Genomic DNA, 18,270 nt, shown 5'->3' with positions numbered 1-18,270 from the left:
TGACCGGCTCACGTGGCCGGCCCCGGGTCCGTAGGGGCCGCGTTCCGAGTGGGCGCGGACCCTGTGACAGGTAGGCCCTGCGCGGCGGCGACACGGGCCAGCCCTTCACGGACCGCGGTTGCCTGCGTGGAATCGAGCTCGCGGAGAAGCTCGATGTCGACCTGCTTGGCCAGGCGTGCGGCCGACAGGGCCAGAGCGCGCCCGCCATCCGTGATCTCCACGACCTGCCGCCGCCTGTCCGTGCTGTCGCGCACCCGCCGTAGGGCGCCGACGGCCTCCAACTCGTCGAGCATGTCGACGACGACGCTGGGTGTCACCCCGATGGTCTGCGCGAGGGCCAACTGTCCAAGGGGGGCGGTGGCCAGCAGTTCGAGGACGGCACAGTGCCGGGGACGCAGGCCGAGAGGGGCCAGACGGTCGGCGAACCGGCCGGTTGCCATCTGACCCAGCTTGCCGAGAAGGAAGGCCAGGCTCTCCGTGACGGACTCTTGTGGCTGCACACGGCCAATGCTAGCGTTCCCACATGATTCGGATGCCGAATAATATGGCACACGATAGAACCTCTCGCGTATTCGCGCTGACGGTGGCGGGGGTGACCGTGGTCGCGTCGGGATTCTTCGCGGTGTCCGGGCTCCTCGATCCGGGTGGGCTGGTGCCCGGATGGGCCATGTTATGCATCGCGGCGCTACTCCTGGCCGGAGCCCACATACAGCGCCACCCTCTCGGCGGCGCGGCCGCCCTCGCCACCGGTGTCCTGCTGATGGGTCTCTTCCATGCCTCGATCGGAGCCTTCGGCAGGAGGTGACCCCGGAGGGAGCGGCCCCGGCCGCGTCGTGGGTGAAAAGACCGGCCTGCCGTACGGGGCCTCGTAGAATGACCCGATGGTTTCCCCCGTGAGCGATCCCGAGGTGGGCGACGCGTCGCGCGTGCTGCACCGCGTCTTCGGCTACGACTCCTTCCGGGAAGGTCAGCAGGAGATCATCGACCATGTCGTGGCCGGTGGTGACGCGCTGGTGCTCATGCCGACCGGTGGCGGAAAGTCGCTGTGCTACCAGATCCCCGCGCTCGTGCGGGAAGGCGTGGGTGTCGTCGTCTCACCGCTCATCGCGCTCATGCAGGACCAGGTCGACGCCCTGACCGCGCTCGGCGTGCGGGCGGGGTTCCTCAACTCCACGCAGGACCCCGACGAGCGCCGTCAGGTCGAGTCCGCCTTCCTCGAGGGCGAGCTGGACCTGCTCTATCTGGCGCCGGAACGCCTGCGGACCGACTCGACGCTGCGGCTGCTCGACCGCGGCACGATCTCCCTGTTCGCCATCGACGAGGCGCACTGCGTGGCCCAGTGGGGGCATGACTTCAGGCCCGACTATCTCGCCCTGTCCGCGCTGCACGAGCGCTGGCCCGCCGTGCCCCGTATCGCGCTGACCGCGACCGCCACCGAGGCCACCCACGCCGAGATCGCCTCCAGACTGAACCTGGAGAAGGCCCATCACTTCGTGTCGAGCTTCGACCGTCCGAACATCCAGTACCGCATAGCGCCCAAGAACGAACCCAGGCGGCAGCTGCTCAAGCTGCTGCGCTCCGAGCATTCCGGGGACGCGGGCATCGTCTACTGCCTGTCGCGGGGGTCGGTCGAGAAGACCGCCGCGTTCCTGGTGGAGAACGGGATCCCGGCGCTGCCGTACCACGCGGGACTCGACGCGCGCACCCGGGCCGCGAACCAGGCGCGCTTCCTGCGGGAGGACGGCCTCGTCATGGTCGCCACCATCGCGTTCGGCATGGGCATCGACAAGCCCGACGTGCGGTTCGTCGCCCACCTCGATCTGCCGAAGTCCGTCGAGGGCTACTACCAGGAGACCGGCAGGGCGGGACGCGACGGCCTGCCGTCCGTCGCCTGGCTGGCCTACGGCCTCCAGGACGTCGTGCAGCAGCGCAAGATGATCGACACCTCCGAGGGCGACGACGCCCACCGGCGCCGCCTGCAGACCCACCTCGACGCCATGCTGGCTCTCTGCGAGACGGTCGAGTGCCGCCGCGTGCGGTTGCTCGCCTACTTCGGCCAGCACGCTACGGCCTGCGGCAACTGCGACACGTGCCTGACTCCGCCCCAGGCGTGGGACGGCACCGTCGTCGCCCAGAAGCTTCTGTCGACCGTGTTCAGGCTCCAGCGTGAGCGGCGCCAGAAGTTCGGCGCGGGCCAGATCATCGACATCCTGCTCGGCAGGGAGACGGCCAAGGTCACCCAGTTCGGCCACGACTCCCTGACGGTGTTCGGCATCGGCACGGAGCTGGGTGAGGCCGAATGGCGTGGCGTGGTGCGCCAACTGCTCGCCCAGGGCCTGCTGGCCGTCGAGGGCGACTACGGCACGCTGCTGCTCACCGACGCGAGTGCCGAGGTGCTGGGCCGCCGGCGCCAGGTCATGCTGCGGCGCGAGCCGGAGCGGGCTGCGCGGGCCAGGTCCGAGTCCGGGTCACGGGCCGGCGGGGCCCGCCGCGCCGCCTCCGCCGACCTGCCGGAGGAGGCCGTCGCGGTGTTCGAGAGGCTCCGTGCCTGGCGTGCCGCCACCGCGAAGGAGCAGGGCGTGCCCGCGTACGTGATCTTTCACGACGCGACCCTGCGCGAGATCGCGACCGGCTCCCCGTCGTCGCTGGCCGAGCTGGGTGAGGTGAGCGGGGTCGGCGAGAACAAGCTGGCGAAGTACGGCCGGCAGATCCTGGACACCATCGCGGAGGTTTCCGCCGGGGACGACCCGGTCCCCGCGCCCGGAGCGGAGGTTTCCGCCGGGGACGACCCGGTTCCCGCGCCCGAGTGAGATCGCCGGTCCGGTCTTCGCGGACCGGTCCACGGATTCCCTTCCGTCACAGGGGTGCCTCCCCGTTCCGCGAACAAAGTGCCAACATTCTGGAATGATCGCGTCCATATCCTGTCGGACATCGAGAATGACGGACAGTGACTGATGCCCCCCATCGATCAAATCACCTCCTTCGCATCGGATCATCCGGTCGGAACGGTCATCATCTGCGTGACCGCGCTGCTCCTTCTGGGCTTGGCCTATTTCATCCTCCGTGCCCTTTACCGCGCCGGTAACCGGTTCTTCCACCGTTTCGTCGCCCCCCGCCCGGCCGAGGACATCCTCACCATCGTGGCCGCGAGCATCGCCACCGGAGTGTCCGCCCAGGGCATGTGGCGCTTCTCCGGCGACGTGCTCGGCTTCGACGGTCCCCTGAGGCTCCTGCTCTTCGCGTTCATCGAAGTCGCTGTGATCACCAGCGCCGTGCGGGCCCGCCGCAACATGAGGGAGAACTACTCCGCCGGCATCGACGGCGTCGCGGTGTGGACGCTCACCGGCCTGTCCGCGGTGCTGTCGAGCATGGACGCCCGCAGCCTCGCCGAGGCCGTTTTCCGGCTCGCGGCTCCGCTGGTGGCCGCGTGGCTCTGGGAGCGTGGCATGGCGATCGAGCGCCATCGCATCACCGGGCGCGCCCGCATCAACTGGCGGATCACCCCCGAACGCATGCTGGTCCGCGTCGGGCTGGCCGAGGTCAGCGACCGCACCGCGAGCGAGGTGGACACCCACCGGAGGCTCACCCGTGTCGCGCTGGCCGCCAAGCGTGCCCGTGCGCTCCGCGAGGCCGGGGCGTCGGACCGCAGGATGCGTACGGCGCTCACCAAGCTGGACCGGGCGATGGACCGGGCGGTGGAGCACACCGGCCTGGCCGTCGACACGGCCCGCCAGGAGGCGCTGCTGTCGCAGATCGGAGCGCTCTACAACACCTCCGCCCTGATCGACCTGAGCCCGCCCGTTCCCTGGGCCCCCGAGACCGGGGAGTCGCACTCCCCGGCACTGCCCGCGTCCAGGTCCATGGGCTATGACGAGGACGAGGACGAGGCGGTCGAGCTGGTGGGGACCGTCCAGCCGGTCGTCGACACGGCTCAGCGCGCGGCTCTGATGCGCTCGGCGCGGGAGTACTGGGACAAGCAGATCGAGCGCAGGTTCGTCCCCCGCGCGACCGACATCGCCCATGAGGCCGGCATCACGCTGGCCACCGCCCGCGAGTACCGGGCCCTGTGGAAGCTGGAGCCCAAGGCGCACGCTCTGATAGAGGCGGCCTACAACGAGCATGGGATCATCGACACGGGGACCTTCCCCGCCATCGAGACGCCGGAGCACGTCCTGACGGTGAACGGCTCGTCGTCCCGTCCCTGAGGCGGCTCCGCCGCCATCCGTGGCGGACCCCTCGGCGCGCCGCGACCGGTGATCAGCCGCCGGCGGGCTGACCCGCCGGAGAACGTCTCACGGGTGTGGCATGCCCGCTCCGCGTGCCGGACCTGTGTCGACGGCATCGGCCGGACAGGTCTCCCGCACTCGACCGACGGCCGCCGGAGATCACCGGGTCGCCTTCCGCCGCCCCGAGATCCGCGAATGCGGTGCAGAGAGACCGCAGCAACGGAATCGCCTTGGTGACGCGCATTCCGAATTCCCGTCGTCGACAATGTACTCATGGGCCGTGAGCGGCGAGAAGGCCCACAGGAGGCGTGGTGGTCTGGCTGCGACGGCTAATCCAGGACCTGAGAATCCGGCAGAACATCGATGCCCATGTCGTGACCGTCGTCGTGTTCGCCTTCGCCCTTGTATCGATCTTCGGAGATGTGGTCCCGGATCAGCTGAAATGGGCTGCTCTCCTTTCCGGCGTGGGAATTCTGGTCTACCGGCTCACCCTCCCGGAAGAGCATCACGAGGCCTCCGCGAGCATTCTGGGAGACAGGTCCGCCTTCGACTCCGTGCCGTTGTCGTCGGCTCTGGCCGGCGCGCGTGACGTCCGGGTGTTCGCGCCGTCCGCGGTGAACCTGCTCTCCGCCCAGACCTGTGAAGTGCTGCGCAAGGTCGTGCTGGCCCGCGCCGGAGGGGCGGTCCGTGTGGTGATTCTCGACCCGGCGGAGAAGACCGCGGTGAGGCTGGCCTCCCGGCAGCTGGATGATTCCGTCGATTTCCCTATACAGAGGCTTCCGGCCGCACTGGACACCGCGATCGAGCGGCTGGACCTCATGAGCAAGTGGGAGACGGAGGGACGGTTCCGGTATCGGCTCCTGCCGTACAATCCCGGATTCAGTATCGTGCTCATCGACCCGGATACCCCGAAAGGGCGGGCGATCGTCGAAATCCATGGTTTCCACAACTCTTCGACCTCGTCGAGAATGCACCTGGAGTTGAGCCGCTCGCTGAATGAGCGCTGGTACTTCTACTGGGTCCGCCAGTTCGACCACATCTGGCGGGAGGCCACGCCGGCGGGCGTCAGTCCGGCTCCGGAAGCAGACGACGGGCCTGCTCCCGCAGATGCTCGGGAAGGGCGGGATCATCCGCTCTGACCGCCCGGGCGGCCAGAGCGGCGGCTGCTCCGGCGTTGCCGAGGATGACGTGGACACGGGCGGCGCGGAGCAGCACGGGACCGTCGTGTCCCGCGTTCGCGATCGCGTCGGCCGCCTCCTGCTCGGCGGCGTCGAAGCGGCCGGCCAGGGCCAGCGCCAGCGCGCGGGCCGCGAGGGTCGCGGGCTGCTGGTGCTGGCGGACGAGGTCGAGATCGCGGAGCGCGGCCTTGGGCTGGTCCAGGTCCGCGAGGATCGCCCCGCGAAGGGCCAGAGCGTCCAGCAGTGTCTCGCCCGTGACGGCGAGAGCGCCGTTCAGGACGATGAGGGCCGCGCGCGGCTGCCCGACGTGCCAGAAAGCCCGCGCGAGATCGGTCTGCGCCGACGTGTCACCCGGCACTCTCGCGACGGCGGCGCTGAGCGCGCTCACCGCCTCGGAGAAGTCGCCCAGCTTCAGCGACAGGCGTCCCTTGGCGGCGAGGACCCGGCCCACACCGTCGGCCCGCTGCAGCACGGCGAACATCTCGGCCGCCGCGTCGTAGTGTCTCCGCGCGGTCTCCGGCTCCCCGGTGCCGACCGCGACGTCACCGAAGATGGCCTCGGCTCCGGCGCGCACTCCCAGGTCGTCGAACTCCGCCGTGCGCACCGCGTCCTCGGTCAGCTCCCGCGCGTGGGCCCACTGCGCCCGGGACAGGGCGGTCCGCGCCGCCTGGAGGGACGTCTCGGGATCGGTGTGCCGGATGGCGGCGATGAGACGGTCGTGCTGCAGTTCGTACCAGCGGGCGCCCGCCCGGTATTCGGCCTTCAGTATGTGACGGTCCTCCAGGGCCCGGACCACCGCGTTCGGCATGCCCGAGGTCTGGTGGAGTCCCTCGTAGGCGGTGCCGCGGGTGCCGTGCTCGGTGATGAAGGCGCGTTTGAGCCAGGAGCGGATGCTGCCCTCGGGAACGTTGTGCCGTTCGGCGACCTCCTTCAGCATCCGCCTGCAGAAGCCCGTCAGGAAACGGTCGACGTTGGCGTACAGCCGTACGTGGTCGACGGTGATCTCGTGGACCTCCGGCGGCAGCGACTCCCACAGCGCGGAGCAGACCACCTGGAGCTGCACCGGTTCGACGCCGCTGACCTTCAGTACGGTCCGTTCCCCCTGATCGTTGTCTATCGTCACGGTCTGCAGGTCGTCCACGAGCAGTTCGGCCGCGTTGTCGCCGAACCTGCGTGCGGTGCCGTCCAACGGCCGCCGGATGGCCTCCAGCGCGGTCTCCCGCCGGAAGGGCAGCAGGTGGAACCAGGAGCGGGAGCCCTGGCCCAGCACGCGTTCGAAGGGCACGATGGACGCGAGATACTCCTGGCGCATCGACAGCAGCAGGCGTAGTCCCGCGTTGGCCTGAAGGGCGTCGGCCAGTTGGGCGACGAACTCCTCCAGGTCGGACTCCTGGTACGGGGCGCCGGTGAACATCTCCTCGGCCTGGTCGATGGAGATGAGCGTCGGGATGGGATCGTCGTAGCGGTCGACGCGTGCGGGACGCCGGTCGAGGAAGTCGCGGATGGTCAGGCCGGCGAGCTCGGCGGGGGGTGCGGCTGACCAGGAGGACAGCAGGCTGAGGGTGTAGACGCTCCGTACCGGCGCGGTGGAGACCAGGAGAGCCGGGTCCGGGGCGACCCTTCCCACCGGCAGGGCGTCGACGCGGTCGGAGCCGAGGAACGGCAGGACCCCCGCGTGCAGGAGTGAGGTCTTGCCGACACCGGAGGTGCCGTACATCACGGTCAGCCTGTCGGCCTGCCAGAGGGTGGCGATCTCCCGCGCCTCTCGCTCGCGGCCGAAGAACAGGCCCCTGTCCTGCTGCCGGAAGGCGCGCAGCCCCACGTACGGCTGGCCGGTCTCGCTCTGCACGTGCCCCGCGGACGTCATGCGTCCGGTCCCAGCCGGCGCCGCAGCTCATCGCAGAACTGGGCCGCGGTGCCCCAGAAGATCGAGATGCGCCATCCCGCGTCCAGGTAGCGGACGAGGTACTGTTTCGCCCGCTCCTCGGCCTCGGCTATCGGCGTGTTCACCGGTGGGAGCAGCTGCACGCTCACATGGCGCCGCAGGCGGACGGCCGGTATGGCGCGGAGAAGGCCGTGGAAGAGCACGCGGAACGTCCAGTCCTGCAGGCTGTAACCCACGAACAGGAGGGGGCGGGTGGTCATCGCGCGCAGGACGGGAATGGGGATCAGCGTCCGGTTGCCGGAGGCCTGGGCCGCCGCCACGTTGGCCAGATACTCCAGGTAGTCGTCCTCGATGAGGACCAGGGACGACGGCTCGGTCCAGCTTCCGTGGAGGTGGTAGACGAGCGGCTCGTCGACCGAGGGCTCCGGAAGCTCCGGTGTCTCCTGGGGGTTGCGGTCGGCCCAGGAACATATCGCGGTGCTGGCTGCTTTGCCCGCGCCCCCCAGCGCCTCCACCAGGAAGTTGTCGTAGTTCGTGGTGAGGAAGACACGCAGCTTGAACTTGGCCAGAAGCGCGTGGGGTTCGCCGGCATGGGCGAAGTCCGGCAGTCCGTGCGATCGGAGGTATTCGCAGATCTGCTCTTTGAGAGAGACGGGGTCGCCTTCCAGCACCGCCGCGTACTGCATGACGCGGGCGAGGTCATGGTCATCAGGAAAGGGGTATTTGTAGTTGTTTGCCCATTTCCTGCTGAGTTCAGAGCCGGTCGGGAGGGTGCCGTAACAGGCCCCCGCTCCGAGAAAAGGCGTGCAGTCTCCGCTGCGGAGTTGGTCGATCAGCCGCCGCCAGTCCGCGTCGTCCACAACACCGCCCTGGTTATTGGTGGAAGGTCCCTTTGTGACACCTTGTCTCGCACATCCAGGGCGGTGCCGTCAAGCCTTGTTAGATTGACGATGTGAATCCGGCGACCGGGCCGCTGTCCTCCTCGCTAAGCAACCGGCGCAGTGCGAGCGCGAGACTGGACTCCTCTACTCCGTCGAGGTCGCTCAGTCTTATATCGGTCACATCGATGAGGTCTGTGCCGAAATCCGTACCTTGCTCACCCACCTGGGCTCCCTGGCTCATCAAACACCTTGACGCCTCCATCCTTCCATGTTATGAGGTCAACTTCGACCCCGTATGGACTAGGACGTTTGTAGCTATTAGGGATTTTTGTGACTTATGATCCCGGGGAGTGAGACTTCTTTTCGCCCTCCGTTGTCACGAAAGTGTTTCAAGTTAAGCGAGTCGAATAGAAGGTTCTGTCCAACCGGCTTATAAACGTTCGGTTAAACCGGCTCTAGGATGAGCGCAGAACTAGGTCAGTGGAGGCGATCGCGTGTCTGTTTCGCACTCTTCCGGGACGTCGCGGGCATCGGGGCGGTCGCCGGACGTGTGGGGTAAGGTTCCGCAGCGAAACAAGAACTTCACCGGCAGAGACGATCTGCTCGAACAGCTGCGCAAGGGAGTCACCGCCGAGGTCACCGCGGTGGTCCCGCACGCCCTCCACGGGCTGGGCGGTGTCGGAAAGACCCAGGTCGCCATCGAGTACGCCTACCGCTACCGGTCCGCCTACGACCTCGTCTGGTGGGTCCCCGCGGACCAGCCCATGCTGGTCCGCTCCTCCCTGGCCGGGCTCGCCCCCTACCTCGGTCTGCCGTCGGCGGCCACCACCGGTATCGAGGACGCCGCCGCGGCCGTGCTGGACGCGTTGCGCAGAGGCGAGCCGTACGACAAGTGGCTGCTGATATTCGACAACGCCGACCAGCCGGAAGACCTCAACGAGATCGTGCCCCGCGGGCCGGGACACGTCCTGATCACCTCCCGCAACCACCGGTGGCAGGGTGTCGTCGACACGGTCGCCGTCGACGTGTTCGGCCGCGAGGAGAGCATCGAGTTCCTGAGCAAGCGGGTGTCCAAGGCGGTGAGCCGCGACGAGGCCGACCGGCTGGCGGAGGAGCTCGGAGACCTGCCGCTGGCGCTGGAGCAGGCCGGTGCGCTCCAGGCCGAGACCGGCATGTCCGTCGACGAATACCTGCGGCTGCTCCACGAGCAGACGGCACTCCTGCTGGCGGAGAGCAAGCCGTCGGACTACCCGGTGTCGATGACCGCCGCCTGGTCCCTGTCGGTGGCGCAGCTCGTCTCCAAGATGCCCGCGGCCGTCGAGCTCCTGCGCTGCTGCGCCTTCTTCGGCCCCGAGCCCATCCCCCGGGACGTGTTCGCGCCGCTGCCCGAGCAGGCGGAGGCCGACTCCCGGCTCGGCGCGCTGCTCGGCAACCCCATCCTCGTCAGCCGGGCCATCCGTGAGCTCGGCCGCTACGCCCTGGTCCGGCTCGACTCCGTCAGCCGCACCATCCAGGTCCACCGGCTGGTCCAGGCGCTTCTCCGTGACGAGCTCAACGCGCAGGAGAGCCAGAGTTTCCGGCACGAGGTGCATCTCCTGCTCGCCGCCGCGGCGCCCGACGAGCCCGACGACAACACGGCCTGGCCCCGCTACTCCGAGCTGCTCGGCCACGTGACACCGGCGCGTGTCGCCCAGAGCCAGGAGCCGCAGGTCCGCCGTTTCGTCCTCGACGTGGCGCGCTACCTCTACTCCTCGGGCGACTTCAGGTCGGCACGGGTGCTCGTCGAGAGCCTCCTCGCCCGGTGGCGGGAGGATTCCAGCGACGACGACGAGTACGTCCTCTCAGCCCAGCGCCATCTCGGCATCATCGTGCGCGAGCTCGGCGAGTACCAGGCCGCCTACGACCTCAACCGCGTGACGCTCGCCCGCATGGTGGAGGTGCTCGGTCCGGAGCACGCCGAGACGCTGCTGCTCACCAACAGCTATGGCGCCGACATCCGGGCACGTGGCGAGTTCTCCGCGGCCCTGGAACACGACAAGGAGTCCCTGCGTCAGCACGAGGCGGTGTTCGGGCCGGACCACCGGCGGACGCTGCGCGCGATGAACAACCTGAGCATCGACTATCTCCTGCTCGGCGACTACACCGCGACCCGCCAACTGCTCGAAAGAACCTACATGGTGCAGAGCAGGGCCGGCTCAGGCTCCAGCAAGCAGAACATCCTCGCCTTCCGCAACGGCCTCGCCCGCGTCGTACGGCTGAGCGGCGAATACTTCGAGGCCTGTGACCTGGGCGAGGACGCCCTGGAATACGGCCTGCAGGAGCTCGGCGCCGACCACCCCTGGACGCTGCGCGCAGCCAAGGACCTGTCCATCGCCAAGCGCCGGGCCGGCGCGATCGACGAGGCGCTCGAGCTCGCGGAGAACACCTTCGAGCGGCAGGAACGCATCTTCGGCCGGGATCACCCCGACACCCTCGCGGCCGCCCTGTGCCTGGCCAACGCGCTGCGCGCCGGAGGGCGCACCGGCGAGGCGCTCGAACTGCTCAGGGACACCTCCACCCGCTACCCGACGATGTACGGCGAGGACCACCCCTTCAACTACGGGTGCGCCACCAACCTCGCGCTGCTGCTACGGGTCCACGGGGACGCCGAGCAGGCCCGGCAGCTCGACCGGATATCGCTGGAGGGTCTCAACCGGACACTCGGCGTGGACCACCACTACTCGCTGACATGCGCCATCAATCTCGCCAGCGACCTCGCGGTCCTCGGGGAGAGCGCCGACGCGCTCGCCTTGAGCCAGAACACCCTTCTCCGGCTGCGCGACGTCCTCGGAGTGGACCACCCGCTCACCCTCGCCTGCGCCACCAACCTGGTCCAGGACCTGCGAGCGGAGGGGCATGCCGAGGAGGCGGACACCCTCCGGGCCGACACCTTCGAGCGCTACCACCGCGTGCTCGGCCAGGGCCATCCCGACGTCATCGTGGCGGCCCGCGACGACCGCCTCGACTTCGACTTCGACCCGCCCGCCATCTGAGTCCCGTCCCGCAGTCCCTTCCGGGCCGCGGGAGAGGGCCTAACCGTTACGCTCGATCCACCGGTCGCGATGGAGCCGGCCCGCCTCGCGGGCCAGCGCCAGGGCCTCGTCCGGGACGGGCTCGGCCGCACACGCGTCCAGCCGTGTGATCATTCCGGTGAGGAAGACCTCTCCCGCCGCGGTCAGCCGCCCGCTGCCCGCCAGCGTGCCGGAGACCAGGCGCGCCGCCTCCCGCCACTGGGCGAACTCGGCGCCGGCCAGGACGGCGGCCTTGCCCTTCTCATGCGCGCGCTGGCGCCGCCAGAAGTCGGTGACGCCGAGATAGGCGTAGGCACCCTGAAGCAGGCCCCCCAGGGGGCGGGGATCGTCCCGCCAGGGCGCGTAGTGCCGCGAACCGTCATCGGGTTCGAGCAGCGGAACGGCGTCGAGCAGGGCGGAGAGCTTGGCGTGCTGCACCTCGTGGGCGAGCGTCACCGCGAGCGAGCACCCGTCCGGTGGCTCCGAGAGCGCCACGCAGCCGAAGGTCTCGCGGGAGGTCGCGCTGGACTGCCCCGCGTTCTCCACGGCCATCGGGGCGAAGACGGAGATGACCGTGGCGACCTCGTCGGCCACCGCCGGGTGATGCCGGGAGAGGAGGCCCCAGGCCGAGTCCAGCGTGGACTGCCAGTACGCCAGCCGCGTCGCGTTGAGCCGGCCGCTCAGGGCCGTCGCGCCCGGCATGCGCCAGGGATCGAGGTCGTCGACCAGAACCCGCAGGCGCCTGCCGTCGGCATCGGCCGTCAAGGCCCGCAGGGGCCGCCAGCCCGGGGTGCCGCCGTCGGAGGACGGGGAGATCTCGATCCGGAAGCCGTCTCCCACGACCTCCGCCCCTTCCGGAACACAGCGGATCGTCGCCCGGCCGGCACCGCCGGGGACGAGGACCTGTCCCACGGAGGGGATCGTGATCGTCCCGTCGGTCACGGGCACTTCGACCGTGCAGGCCGTGCCGGATCGTAGCGCCGCGGCGACGGCCAGCGCTCCGAGCTGCGCCGGTACGGCGGGAGCGCCGGGTTCGGAGAGCTTCCTGACGGTGTGGCGGGCCCACGCCCCGACCGCCGGGTAGCGCAGCACCGCGTCGACGGCCTCCGGGTGCCCGGCCTGGACGGCGGTGAGGATGTCGTAGCCCCGGCGCGCGTCGTCGGCCTGGGGGTGCCCGGCCGCCCGAGCCGTGTCCACGACCCCGCGCACCAGGAGCACGTGCTTGCTGTACTGCGTGGCCGCGAGCAGGCGTGCTGCCGCCACGCCACCCCCGCCCGCCGACAGATCGGAGAACGTATCCGCGGGAATCCGGTGTTCACGGAGGTTCATCGAGATCCTTTCAGCGTGGACACATCAGCTGCGACCGCTCGCCTGATGTGGGTGATGAGGCGGAGCAGGTCGGGACTGTAGACCGAGGGGTTGGCGAAGCCGCTGCCCGCGCGGTAGCGATGGGCGTAGAGGCCCCCGCCGCACACGCGTGCCACGGGGCACGCCGTGCACTGCGGCGCCAGGGCCAGCTCGCCGATCTGGCGTGCGGCGACGGAGGGAAGCGCCAGCGCCGCGTCGAAGGGGTCACGTGCCACATGCAGTCCGGTGGACGCCGCACCGTCGTAGGCGGACTTGAGGATGTCGGACTGCTCGATCCCGCCGTCGGTCTCGACCACCACCATCCCGGCCGGGGAGAGCCCCACCTGTTCGTTCGTGGACACCCCCCCGAGAAGCAGGTGCATGATCTCACCGAAGAGCCGGATGCGGGTCGGCTGCCGGGGAGACCCGTACCACCGGTCGAAGACGGTGATCAGCCAGTCCGCGTACGGCGTGGCGTCCGAGCCCGGCACGCGGCCGGGCGGGGGCGCAGACCAGTTGCCGTGGGGGAGGAGGAAGTCCACGGCCGGCGGATCGAACTCCAGGAGCGCCTCGTAGGTCGCGATCGGGTCGTTGCGGAGGTCGACCGCGCACAGCAGGCCGGCGAACAGGTGCCGGAAGGGGGAGGAGGAGAGGCGGTCCAGGGCGGCGACGACCGCCGCATGGCTGCCGCCACCGCCGGGGCGTCGCCTGTTCCTGTCGTGCATCTCCGCGTCGCCGTCGAGGCTGACGCCGATCCGTACGTTCAGCTCGGCGAAAAGCTCGAGGTAGGCGGTGTCGAGCAGGGTCGCGTTGGTCTGGAGGCTGACGTCGACGCGGGCGGAGGGGCCGACCGCGGAACGGATCGAGGAGACCACCTCCCGGATCGGCTCCTGCCCGGCGAGCAGCGGCTCGCCCCCGTGCAGGACCACCTCGACCGTGGGCAGGGCGTGCGCGTGGACGTGCTCGGCGATCCGGGTGGCGACGGCGGCGACGGTCGCCGGGGACATCTGGCGAGGGCGGGAGCGCCAGCTCTGATCCGCCATCTCGTACATGTAGCAGTAGTCGCACGCGAGATCGCATCGGCTGTGGATCTTGAGAATGAACTGGCGGAACGGGGTCGGGCGCCAGCCGCCGGTCGTCAGCTCCGTCACGTCGAGGGTGGAAGGCCATTCGGGCACGGATAAGCCTCCACGCTGAGACCAGATGCTGTAGCCCGCCGTGACGGGAGAGATCAGCATAGCGAAGGCTCCCCGGCACGCCCGGTATTTCGGTCCCGCCACGTGTGGGGCCGAAATACGGGCCAGGGGTGACCGGACCCCGCTCCCGGGGGCCCGGTCACGCTCAGGGAGTTCGGCGGAGGGCTCGCGGCGGGATCAGAGGGCGATCCGGCCCGCACCGGCGCCGGCGCTCACGACCGACTTGACGTTGGCCGCGGGGTCGAGCGAGTAGGAGTAGGGGATGGAGGCCACGCTCCCCCCGGCGTCCCCGGCACCGGATTTGACGGAGTGGTTGGTGCCGTCGAACCAGTCGTGGTGGTAGGTCACCCGCAGGTGCCCGATGTCCTCGCCGCCGTTGCCGTCGCTGTGGCCGAGCAGCATGGTCTTGTCGTGGTCGAAGAACCTGTTCCAGAGACGGTGACGTGGTCACTGGCCCGCTTGACGTCCAGGGCGCCGCCGCCCCCGGTGGTTCCGCCACCCTGGGTCGCCCAGCCGACCAGGCCGGTGGCGTTACCCGGGGGAGGAGTGATGGTGGGCGTCACCGTCGGCGTGACGGTCAGGCGGGTCCCGCCATGGCGAAGACCCGCAGAACGCGCCCTAGCCGATCTCGGCGCTGTCGTTCACCCGCAGCTTGCGGCGGGCTCGCTCGTAGAAGCTCGTGGTGCCGAGCCGTACGACCCAGGCGAGGGCACGTATCGCGGTGACGGTGAGCCGGTCTCCGGCGCACAGATGGGCGCCGATCGCCCCGTCCACCTCCACGGCCAGCCGGCCGCTCGTCGGGAGCACCTCAAGGATGACCTGCTCGTCGGCGGAGAGCACCAGCGCCCGGTTGAACGCCGAGTGGGCCGCCGCCGGCACGACGAGGAACCCCTCGACCGTCGGGGACACGATCGGGCCGCCCGCGGAGAAGCTGTAGGCGGTCGAACCCGTGGGCGTCGCCACGATGACGGCGTCGGCCGCGTACCGGACGAAGGGATGGCCCTCCACCGAGATCGCCACCGCGGACAGCCCGTCGCCGGGGATGCGGACCAGGGCGATGTCGTTGAAGGCGGTCACGGATTGGTCGCCGGGCAGAATCGCGCGCACCGCCATCCGGGGTTCGACCGTGTACTCGTGGTTGTCGATGAACGACAGCGCGGAGGGCAGGTCGTCGACGTCGATCTCGGCGAGGAAGCCGAGCTTGCCGAGGTTCACGCCGAGGATGGGGGTGGGCCGTCCCGCGATGAGCCGCATGGTGCGCAGCATGGTGCCGTCGCCCCCCAGACTGACCAGCAGATCGGCGCACTCCACGAGGGTGTCGGCGTCGACCGCGACCGCGCTGCAGTCGATCCGCCCGATCTCGTCGGGCAGGCCGTACACCGTCACCCCCCGATCGCGGGCCCACTCCACGATCGTGTCGATGGCCACTTTCGAGTCGCGTCGCGGGTGTAGCACCAGACCCACCGTTTCGACCATGCCCATGCCGACACTGTACGGTGCGCCGTCCCGCAGCGGATGTCCGGCTTACGTTCCGTCCGCCGGGCGGATGGGACGCGCGGGCTCGGGCATGTGGTCCTCAGCTCTGACGTCGCGCCCGCATCAGCGCTTCGTACAGGTGGCGGCGGCCGCCGGCCAGCCGGTCCCTGATCCGAGCCTCGAGTTCGGTGAAGGAACGGTAGTAGCCGTCGTCGTACTCCTCCACGACCTGGAAGGTCCACTGGCCGGGCAGCACGTCGCGGCCGATCAGCTCGTCGGCCACGGTGTCGGCCAGGTCGGCGTGGCCGGCGGCGCGCAGCAACTCCACGGCACGGTCGAGTTGCAGGTCGGCGTGGCCGGTGAGCTGGTGGAAGGAGTAGAGGTGGCCGCGGGCCCGTTCGGTGGTCTCCAGGGCCTCCGACAATCTGCCCAGCGCCTCGACGGTCGTGTCGTCGAGGTCGGGAGGCGGGGTCCGGCCGGGCTGTTCTCCAGTGGTCACGTGGTCTCCTCGCCAAGCACCCACAGCGTGGACGCCCCGTTTTCCTCAGGACGGGGAGGAAACGCGGAACGACCGCGCACGACGGTCTGCCGGACCGGGGCCGGACAGAGAGATCATATCGGTGATGACCGGGCCGCGCCGCCCGGCGGCACCGTGGCCGTGGAGTGGCGGCGCGGGGGTGGGCTCCGGCCGTTATGGGGGTCCGTGGCCCCTCTGTTCGGGAATTCCGGTGTCCTGAGACCCGGAAGGATGTCAATTCTCTCTTTAGGGGTATACGACCAGTAGACAAGTATGGGGAGCGTGGACCATGACAATTACCGGCATCATCACCGCCATCGTCATCGGAGCGATCATCGGCGCACTGGGACGCCTGGTCCTGCCGGGGCGCCAGAGCATCCCGATCTGGCTCACCATCGTGATCGGTATCGTCGCGGCACTCATCGGCACCGCGATCGCCCGCGCGCTCGGAGTGGGCGTCACCCGGGGATTCGACTGGATCCAGCTGCTCATCCAGGTGGTCCTGGCCGCGGCGGGCGTCTACCTGGCAGTCACCCTGTACGGCAGGCGCGGGGTCCGCTAGCGGATCCGGATCGACTGTTCGACATCCGGTCCGCCCGCACGGGCGCCGACCGTGGCCCCGGCCGGGGATCTCCTGGTCGGGGCCACTGCCGTACGATCCGCGGGCCGGTGAGACCCGGGAGAGGCGGGCCGGTCTCCCCGGTGCCCGGTGAGGATCGCCCGTGGGCCGCGCTCTCCGGAACAGAGCCGGTGACCCCTTCATGACGGCTCCCCACCCGCTCTGGCCGCCACCCGGTCCTCGCCTGAAAGCCGGATCGCCCAGCAAGGGGCAGGCGTGGGCGATCCATGATGATAACCGTCAAAACCGAGTCTTTATATTTTAGTTCCGCATTTCCTGATAATGGTAGCGTTTGAATTTTGCCAAATAATATTTAATGCTTGACAGGCTATTTAGGAGAACTCCAAAATCAGTCCTGTCCGTGATCGCGGTCTGCATCCGGATTTTCGTGCCAGGAATAGGGCGATGTTGCGGCTTTGGCGATGGTCGATTCCGCTTCTTCCCTTTTCTGATTCGACCCCTCATTTCTCTCTTTCGACACGAGTGCGGACAGGTGGTGTGTTGTGACGGAGTTCGATGCCGGCAGGGCGCAGTTGAGTCTGGGTACGGCCGCGGCGCGCAATCTCGCGACGACGACCAAGACGGCGCCCCAGATGCAGGAGATCTCCTCCCGGTGGCTGCTGAGGATGCTGCCGTGGGTCCAGGTCTCGGGCGGCACCTACCGGGTGAACAGGCGGCTGAGCTACACCGTCGGCGACGGGCGGGTGAGCTTCACCACCGTCGGATCGCAGGTGAAGGTGGTCCCGGCCGAGCTGTGCGAGCTGCCGACGCTGCGCAACTTCGACGACTCCGAGCTGCTGCAGGCGCTGGGGGAGCGGTTCGCGCAGCGGGAGTTCGCAGCCGGGGAGGTGCTCGCGCAGGCGGGCCGGCCGGCCGACGAGGTGGTGCTCATCGCGCACGGCAAGCTCAACAAGGTCGGCACCGGACCCTACGGTGACGAGGTCATCCTGGGGGTGCTGGCCAACGGCGACCATTTCGGAGACGAGATGCTGGCGGGGCCGCAGGCGGAGTGGGAGTTCACGGTCAAGGCGATCACCGCGGGGACGGCGATGATCCTGCCCCGGCAGGCGTTCCAGGAGCTGGCCGACCAGTCTCAGGCGCTCCAGGCCCACCTGCACCGGGTACAGGCCGGTCCGAAGGGGCCGCAGAACAAGTATGGGGAGGCCGCCATCGAGATGGCGGCCGGGCATGCGGGAGAGCCGGACCTGCCGGGGACGTTCGTCGACTACGAGGTCTCGCCCCGAGAATACGAGCTGAGCGTCGCGCAGACCGTGCTGCGCGTGCACAGCCGGGTGGCCGACCTCTACAACGACCCGATGGACCAGATCGAGCAGCAGCTCAGGCTGACGATCGAGGCGTTGCGGGAGCGCCAGGAGCACGAGCTGATCAACAACCCCGATTTCGGGCTGCTGCACAACGCCGACCTCAAGCAGCGGATCCACACCAGGAGCGGGCCTCCCACCCCTGACGACCTTGACGAGTTGCTCAGCCGCCGGAGGAACACGCAGTTCATCCTCGCCCACCCCTACGCCATCGCGGCGTTCGGCAGGGAGTGCAACAGCCGCGGGATCTACCCCGTCGGCCTCGACATCGGCGGGGGCACCGTGCCCGCCTGGCGTGGCGTCCCGATCTTCTCCTGCAACAAGATCCCCATCACCGGCACCCGCACCACGTCGATTCTCGCCATGCGGACGGGGGAGGACAACCAGGGCGTCGTCGGGCTGCACCAGACGGGCATTCCCGACGAGTACCAGCCCAGCCTGTCGGTCCGTTTCATGGGCATCAGCGAGAAGGCGATCATCTCCTACCTGGTCAGCGCCTACTACTCCGCGGCCGTGCTGGTCCCCGACGCGCTCGGCATCCTCGAAGACGTCGAGCTCGGCCACTGAGAGAGG

The 18,270-nt window shown here is 69.2% G+C and carries 16 protein-coding genes; 7 read left to right on the top strand and 9 right to left on the bottom strand.

The genetic code is table 11. The features are described from left to right. Positions 1-8: 8 nt before the first annotated feature. The gene (locus tag FHR32_RS02360) at positions 9-500 is read right to left on the bottom strand and encodes a MarR family winged helix-turn-helix transcriptional regulator (RefSeq protein WP_184752559.1); all 492 of its coding nucleotides are present in this window, start codon (positions 498-500) and stop codon (positions 9-11) included. A 44-nt stretch (positions 501-544) separates the two neighbouring features. Here FHR32_RS02360 and FHR32_RS02355 point away from each other — a divergent pair, with 44 nt between their 5' ends. From FHR32_RS02355 to FHR32_RS02340, 4 genes are all read left to right on the top strand, one after another. After that, positions 545-805, top strand: a complete 261-nt coding sequence (locus tag FHR32_RS02355) for a hypothetical protein (protein ID WP_184752557.1) — start codon at positions 545-547, stop codon at positions 803-805. A 76-nt stretch (positions 806-881) separates the two neighbouring features. Beyond that, positions 882-2,810, top strand: a complete 1,929-nt coding sequence (gene recQ / locus FHR32_RS02350) for a DNA helicase RecQ (protein ID WP_221465221.1) — start codon at positions 882-884, stop codon at positions 2,808-2,810. A gap of 210 nt (positions 2,811-3,020) precedes the next feature. Beyond that, positions 3,021-4,205, top strand: a complete 1,185-nt coding sequence (locus FHR32_RS02345; protein ID WP_312881889.1) for a hypothetical protein — start codon at positions 3,021-3,023, stop codon at positions 4,203-4,205. A gap of 332 nt (positions 4,206-4,537) precedes the next feature. Next, positions 4,538-5,365 (top strand): hypothetical protein, encoded by an 828-nt coding sequence (locus tag FHR32_RS02340; protein ID WP_184752553.1) that lies wholly within the window; start codon positions 4,538-4,540, stop codon positions 5,363-5,365. Here FHR32_RS02340 and FHR32_RS02335 read toward each other — a convergent pair. From FHR32_RS02335 to fxsA, 3 genes are all read right to left on the bottom strand, one after another. Beyond that, complete coding sequence (locus FHR32_RS02335) at positions 5,292-7,271, bottom strand: nSTAND1 domain-containing NTPase (RefSeq protein WP_184752551.1); 1,980 nt, start codon at positions 7,269-7,271, stop codon at positions 5,292-5,294. The two genes, FHR32_RS02340 and FHR32_RS02335, sit on opposite strands and share 74 nt — an antisense overlap. Beyond that, positions 7,268-8,149 (bottom strand): SIR2 family NAD-dependent protein deacylase, encoded by an 882-nt coding sequence (locus tag FHR32_RS02330; protein ID WP_184752549.1) that lies wholly within the window; start codon positions 8,147-8,149, stop codon positions 7,268-7,270. The genes FHR32_RS02335 and FHR32_RS02330 overlap by 4 nt, the downstream gene beginning before the upstream one ends. A 79-nt stretch (positions 8,150-8,228) precedes the next feature. Continuing rightward, positions 8,229-8,411, bottom strand: a complete 183-nt coding sequence (gene fxsA, locus FHR32_RS47105) for an FxSxx-COOH cyclophane-containing RiPP peptide (protein ID WP_376773267.1) — start codon at positions 8,409-8,411, stop codon at positions 8,229-8,231. A 307-nt stretch (positions 8,412-8,718) separates the two neighbouring features. Here fxsA and fxsT point away from each other — a divergent pair, with 307 nt between their 5' ends. Next, a complete protein-coding gene (gene fxsT, locus FHR32_RS02320; protein ID WP_312881887.1) occupies positions 8,719-11,202 on the top strand; it encodes an FxSxx-COOH system tetratricopeptide repeat protein in 2,484 nt (827 codons plus the stop codon). A 39-nt stretch (positions 11,203-11,241) separates the two neighbouring features. On the opposite strand, the gene FHR32_RS02315 is transcribed toward fxsT, so the two are convergent. The 5 genes from FHR32_RS02315 to FHR32_RS02295 form a co-directional block, all read right to left on the bottom strand. Further along, positions 11,242-12,549, bottom strand: coding sequence for an HEXXH motif domain-containing protein (locus FHR32_RS02315; protein ID WP_184752543.1), 1,308 nt, complete (start codon positions 12,547-12,549; stop codon positions 11,242-11,244). Further along, the gene (locus FHR32_RS02310; protein WP_312881886.1) at positions 12,546-13,745 is read right to left on the bottom strand and encodes an FxsB family cyclophane-forming radical SAM/SPASM peptide maturase; all 1,200 of its coding nucleotides are present in this window, start codon (positions 13,743-13,745) and stop codon (positions 12,546-12,548) included. The genes FHR32_RS02315 and FHR32_RS02310 overlap by 4 nt, the downstream gene beginning before the upstream one ends. Positions 13,746-13,940: 195 nt before the next feature. Then, positions 13,941-14,165: a hypothetical protein gene (locus FHR32_RS43975; protein ID WP_246465913.1), complete on the bottom strand. Its 225-nt coding sequence runs from the start codon at positions 14,163-14,165 to the stop codon at positions 13,941-13,943. A 216-nt stretch (positions 14,166-14,381) separates the two neighbouring features. Further along, positions 14,382-15,245 carry an NAD(+)/NADH kinase gene (locus tag FHR32_RS02300; protein ID WP_246465911.1) on the bottom strand — a complete coding sequence of 288 codons (864 nt, stop codon included), beginning with the start codon at positions 15,243-15,245 and terminating at the stop codon, positions 14,382-14,384. Between the two features lie 94 nt (positions 15,246-15,339). Then, on the bottom strand, positions 15,340-15,738 hold the full coding sequence (locus FHR32_RS02295; RefSeq protein WP_184752539.1) for a hypothetical protein: 399 nt from the start codon (positions 15,736-15,738) through the stop codon (positions 15,340-15,342). Between the two features lie 307 nt (positions 15,739-16,045). Between FHR32_RS02295 and FHR32_RS02290 the strand changes: the two genes are divergently transcribed. Together FHR32_RS02290 and FHR32_RS02285 are read left to right on the top strand one after the other, a co-directional pair. After that, positions 16,046-16,318 (top strand): GlsB/YeaQ/YmgE family stress response membrane protein, encoded by a 273-nt coding sequence (locus FHR32_RS02290; RefSeq protein ID WP_184752537.1) that lies wholly within the window; start codon positions 16,046-16,048, stop codon positions 16,316-16,318. Positions 16,319-16,878: 560 nt separating this feature from the next. After that, positions 16,879-18,264, top strand: a complete 1,386-nt coding sequence (locus FHR32_RS02285; protein ID WP_184752535.1) for a family 2B encapsulin nanocompartment shell protein — start codon at positions 16,879-16,881, stop codon at positions 18,262-18,264. Positions 18,265-18,270 lie beyond the last annotated feature (6 nt).

This window comes from Streptosporangium album (assembly GCF_014203795.1).
Lineage (GTDB): Bacteria > Actinomycetota > Actinomycetes > Streptosporangiales > Streptosporangiaceae > Streptosporangium > Streptosporangium album.
The sequence above is the reverse complement of the archived record's forward strand: the minus strand, read 5'-3'. Positions and strand labels throughout refer to the sequence as shown.